This is a genomic window from Pseudotamlana agarivorans (genome assembly GCF_001642835.1).
In the GTDB taxonomy this organism is placed as follows: domain Bacteria; phylum Bacteroidota; class Bacteroidia; order Flavobacteriales; family Flavobacteriaceae; genus Pseudotamlana; species Pseudotamlana agarivorans.
The window spans coordinates 1-3225 of record NZ_LXEI01000036.1; the positions used below are offsets into that span (position 1 = coordinate 1).

Annotated in this window: 5 protein-coding genes; all 5 read left to right on the forward strand. The window is 35.7% G+C overall.

Annotation, left to right across the window (positions count from 1 at the left end; all coding sequences use genetic code 11):
* Positions 1-483: TraG/VirB4 family ATPase (locus tag A6I66_RS16205; RefSeq protein WP_449421096.1), on the forward strand; the 483-nt coding region annotated here is incomplete at its 5' end.
* Between the two features lie 11 nt (positions 484-494).
* Positions 495-1076, forward strand: coding sequence for a conjugal transfer protein (locus tag A6I66_RS16210; RefSeq protein WP_067151895.1), 582 nt, complete (start codon positions 495-497; stop codon positions 1074-1076).
* Positions 1076-1918 (forward strand): hypothetical protein, encoded by an 843-nt coding sequence (locus A6I66_RS16215; RefSeq protein ID WP_067151898.1) that lies wholly within the window; start codon positions 1076-1078, stop codon positions 1916-1918. Before A6I66_RS16210 ends, A6I66_RS16215 begins: the two co-directional genes overlap by 1 nt.
* A gap of 30 nt (positions 1919-1948) precedes the next feature.
* Positions 1949-2563 (forward strand): conjugal transfer protein TraK, encoded by a 615-nt coding sequence (locus tag A6I66_RS16220; RefSeq protein ID WP_067151901.1) that lies wholly within the window; start codon positions 1949-1951, stop codon positions 2561-2563.
* On the forward strand, positions 2553-3225 hold a 673-nt coding region (gene traM / locus A6I66_RS16225), incomplete at its 3' end, for a conjugative transposon protein TraM (protein ID WP_067151904.1). The genes A6I66_RS16220 and traM, both read left to right, overlap by 11 nt.

Below are 3225 nucleotides of genomic sequence, written 5' to 3' on the forward strand. Positions count from 1 at the left end.
AAGGCCGAAAAAGGCATCATACTATTCGATGAATTCGCCAAACAGCTCAAATTTGAAAATGTACTAGAAAGTGTCGAATTCTACTATCAAGCCATTAGAAAACAAAACGGTGCCATAGGCGTTATTTTGCAATCCATCAATCAACTCCCCAACAATTCTACATCCGCTAGTATTTTAGAAAATACCCAAGTCATTTACAGCCTCAATAACGAAAAAGGTTATGACGAATTAAAAAACCGATTGAACCTGTCAAGTCATGATATGAATCAATTAAGATCCATTCGTAATAATTTATCAGGAGCAAGGAAGTACACCGAAATGTTTATCAAAATAGGTAAAGAAAGTAACATTTTCAGGTTGGAAGTTCCTAAAGAAGTTTATGCAGCATACTTAACAGATGGAAAAGAAAGCGAGGCCATAATGGCCTTATATGAACAAACCAACAGTATGGAAGAAGCCATTAAAATATTTATTAACTCTTAAAAATTAAAGTTATGAAATCAAACATTAGAATTTTACTGCTCACCTTATTAATAAGTGTGTTTATGTCAGCCTCTCTGAGCGCTCAGGGTTTCCCTGTTTACGACAACACTAATTTTATCAGTTTTGCGAAGTCCTTAATTGAATCAGCCAAGCAGACCTCACAGCTCTTAAAAACGGTTCAGTTTCTAAAGACTCAAAAGGAGAATATAGAAAAAGTGAACAATGCCATTACACAGCTCAAAGCTGTTAAAGAACTCACTCAGAATAATAAACGACTTTTTGATCTGGTACAAGACGATTTAAGAGAGATATTAAACTCACCCTATATCAAAGCGGATGAAGTTAATCGTATTTCTGACTCATTTAATGCTATTATAGAAAATTCTATGGATAGCTTAGAATACATAGATAAAATTCTCTCTAGTGGTACCCTTAAAATGACAGATGCTGAACGCGCTGAAGTACTCAAAGAAAAAGAAAGAGAGTCAAAAGATATGGTCGCAGAAATAGAAGCAAAGACCAGACGCTATCGCGAGATCATCGCTTTTAGAGAAATGCAAGACATCATCAATAACAGACAGACAAATTATTAATGGCTGCTATTTTTTTAGGCATAGGCTTAGAATATGTGGATGCTGTATTTACTACGATCAAAAACAGTGATTTTTCGCAGTATACCATCACAGGGATGAAAACTCTAGCCATTCTTTTCTTTCTGATAAATATTCTAAAAAAATACAACGAAGGCATAGCCACCAACGCAGGTTTTACATGGGGGTTAACACCTTCAGAATTAGCTAAGAATTTTGCCGTAGTAATCTTAGTTATTTTTTCAACACAAGTATTAAATGTGTTCGATGCCCTTTTGGTTGCTATTGAAACACAATATCGAGATACAGCACCAGCCTTGTTGCCTTTACAAATGCAGGAATTAGATTTAGAGCAAGATGTAGGGCCTTTGAAAGCAGCCCAAAAAGCATTTGCCTTATTGTATGAAGCTTTAGTAACACCATTATACGGTTTAAAAGCGATAGCCTTTATCATGGGGATATTTTTATGGTTACTGGACTTGTTCATTTATCCACTGTTTTTAGCAGAGCGTTATTTCTTGTTAGGCATCATGCAAGCCTTTTTTCCTTTGGTCATTAGTTTAGCGGTATTTGAAAAGTTTAGAACCTTAGCTTATAATTTCTTCAAACTCTATGCAGGCGTGTACATGCTGGTGCCAGCTTTTTTTCTGGTAAATGTATTTGTGAATCAGCTTTACACGGAAATCAATACGAACTTTTGGGCAGACTTGTTCGGAACCGATTGGGGCAGTGATTTTTTTGCGCCGCTCCTACAATTTGCCTCAGTTGGATTTATTGTGCTTTTAAAATTCAAACTCTATCGAAAGGCCAGCACTTTTGTGTTCAAATTGTTTATAGGAGGCTAGGGGGTAATCAGTTATAAAATATTTAAGAAAATGAAAACACCATATAGAAACATTTTTAGCGTACTCAAGCTCAACCGTTTTATTGTGCTGGCAGTGGTTATAGGAGCTGTAATAACCTGTGTGGTTTCTGTAGTGCTTGTGATTTTACTGCATAAAGAAACCGTTAATAATGCCTTTGTAGTTAACTCAGAGGGGCAGGTCATTCCATTAAAATTCGTGTCTCATCAAGAGAATCTTGAAGTTGAAGTATTGGCGCATTTAGAAAACTTTCATCGCTACTTTTATAATATTGACGCTAGCAACTATGAGAAAAATTTAGAGAAAGCCTTGTGGTTGGGCAATAGTACGGTAGATGGATTGTACAGACAAAAGAAGGCAGATGGTGTCTATAATCGCTTGTTGCAATACTCTTTATTACAAAAGGTGATTAGCATCCATTCTAAGGTTGATATTCAAGCAGAGCCCTATGCCTTTGAAACCAAAACTGTATTTGAAATCAATCGCGGGTCAATAATTGATACTTATGAAATGACGACTACAGGTAAATTAATTCAAGTGGATAGGCACTTCCCAAATAACCCTCACGGCCTTTTGATTACCAATTATTTTGAAAACACCTTAAAACGCATCAATAATGAAAATTGATAAAAAGAAAATCGTTTTTATAACCGTATTAGTCAGTATCATTTTATTTATCGCTGGATACAGTATGACCATTATGGGAGACGATAATGAAGCCATTATAGAAAACAAAGACATTGCTATTCCAGACTTGCCAGATGATCAAAAGGAATATGAGACGAAACTAGAAGCCATTGATGATTTAAGAGAAGTTCGAGAAACAAATGCGCCCAGTATTTATGATGAGCATTTGTTAGACTCAACAGGAGTTTATGATAGCGAATTGTTAAGCAAGGAAAAAATGCGGATGGTAGATAGTATCTACAACGAAGGAAGGATAAGCTATTCGGAAAGAGATTATAGGTCATTGGAAAATCAGGAGCAAAAGGAAGAAAAAAGTGCAGATACTATACCTGAAAAAATAATAGTAGATTATGAAACGATGGCAAAGGAGTTGGCTTTGGAGCATCAGTTGTTCTTCGCTTCAAACCCAGTAGTCAATGACAACCAAATTTTAAAAACTACAGATGCTTTTATTTATGCCAAGGTTGATGGTACGCAAACCGTACGTAATAATTTTAGATTACGGATGCGTTTAACCCAAGCAGCAAGAATAGACAATCGTGTTTATCCAAAAAACACAAACATTTATGGATTCGTTAGTTTCAAACCCAACCGAACCATTA